1 protein-coding gene is annotated in these 1986 nt (G+C 36.9%); it reads right to left on the reverse strand.

Going from position 1 to position 1986, the window contains the following annotated elements; genetic code table 11:
* A partial coding sequence (locus KC460_05210; GenBank protein MCA9770740.1) for a hypothetical protein occupies positions 1 to 1715 on the reverse strand: 1715 nt, incomplete at its 3' end.
* Between the last annotated feature and the right edge of the window lie 271 nt (positions 1716 to 1986).

Consider the following 1986-nt stretch of genomic DNA (forward strand, 5'->3'; position numbering starts at 1 on the left):
AACACGCTCAACGCTGCTTGATGATTGAAAATTACATCAAAACATGCTTTTTCGAATGTAATTAATGCTTTTGGATCATTAGTAATTATTGCACTTGCAAATTCTGTACTTACTAACATATCATCTGCGTATGTATTACCAAATACTAAGTGTGATTCTTGGTCGAGTAAAATCGTACCGCCTTTACGCGTAATTACACAACCTGCACCACCAGATCCATTTACATCATTGCTTGCGCCGCCACCTATTGAAACTGTGGCTTTCATATCTAGATGCATCACTGCACAATTTTCTGTTATCAAACATGGCCAGTCTGCTTGTGGATTTGCTGGTGGATTCGGGTCAAGACAATATGGTGTTCCTTCCATATTAAATTCAACACCATCCAGTAATTCTACAATACCTTCTCCGGTAAATACCATGCGAGAACCGGCTGGTAACACAACACGACCATCGTTACCATATACTGCTGGGTCAAACACCAAACGAGGTTTATCTTTACATGGCGCAAAGCATGGATCAAATTTAAATACTACTGCCTCATTTATTCCTGGCAACATATCCAGTGTAAACTCTAGCGTACCCGTCACTAAAATAGTACATTCACAACCAAGCTGAGAACATAAATCATCTATTTGAGACACCAGCTCACCAGTACTTGTACGTAATTCATCACAGCACGTTTCTAGAACTTCTACTCGTGAATCAAGTACTTCTTGTTCTGATATATAAAGATCATTAATTTCATCAATTTGCGATTGTAACTGCCCAGTACTTGTTTTTAAGCTTGAACAACATTCATCTAACTGCGACTGTAACTCACCTGTGCTTGTCCTTAAATCATCACAACATGTTTCTAATAATTCAAGCTGAACTTTCATCTCCCCAATTTTAGAACGTAGCATAACAAGATCGTTTCGCTCATCAATTGATCGAATAGTACCGTGAGCAATAAGACTCAAAGAATTAACATCGGCAAAAACAACATTACCACGACTTTCTGCACCAGCATAGTCTTTCCAAAGCGTCATACCATCGACAGTAAGTTTTGCGCATTCATCAAATTTCCAAATATTATTTTTTATAACCCAGGTTGAAGGACCTACAACAACAACATTTCCTCGTGTAGTTGTCACATCTCCAACAAGCTCAACAACAACATTAGAGATTTTTATAGTAGCAGTATTATCTGCAAGAATAATATTGCCAGCATCACGCCCAACACCTTTCAAAACTACATTTGATAAATAAAGCGTTGATCCAGAAGCCACAGCAATACTACCTTTATCACTCAAATCAATTATATTGTTGTTACCATTAATAGAACTTGTTCCGCTAAAATTGATACACTTATCAACTTTTGTAACAGGCGCTTCAACGGTCATATGAACATCTACAAAGTGAGTTACAGAACAACTATCGACTGCTGGGCCTAGATTAATCAAATAGGCATTACCAAATATAGTACCTGGTCCCTCTAAAGAAGATGCTCCTTTCAGACGTAAATCATTATGTAAATCAAGTGTTCCGCCGTTTAATTGGACAATACTAGAAGCTGGAAGATCACCATCAAACATTGAGGTAGTTGAATCACTCGATAAAACAAGTCTTTTCTGAAACTCTGCTGCTGACATTACCAAAGAAGAAGTCAGAAGCATCACCAATAAAAATAAGGTATAGAAAAATATAGAACATGTTTTTTTGATGAGCTTCATTCATCTCCTTTTACATTTACTTTTTACTCACCCTTTACCAGCACAAACACATTAAGCTAAACAGCTTTACAGTGATATAGTGCGCTTTTAGGGCAAACGTATAACAGCATACCTTCTATGTCAAGAGTCTTCTTCAAAACTCATTATTTATAGCTAAACTATGTTTCTGTTCGCGTTGCTTCATCACAATTGACAATCACAAACTGCTCACCATTAAACGTAAATCCTTGTATCTCATTCAATATTAAGCTACCAATTCCTGCATTATATT

This window comes from Candidatus Dependentiae bacterium (assembly GCA_020431705.1).
Taxonomy (GTDB): domain Bacteria; phylum Babelota; class Babeliae; order Babelales; family Vermiphilaceae; genus JAGQHQ01.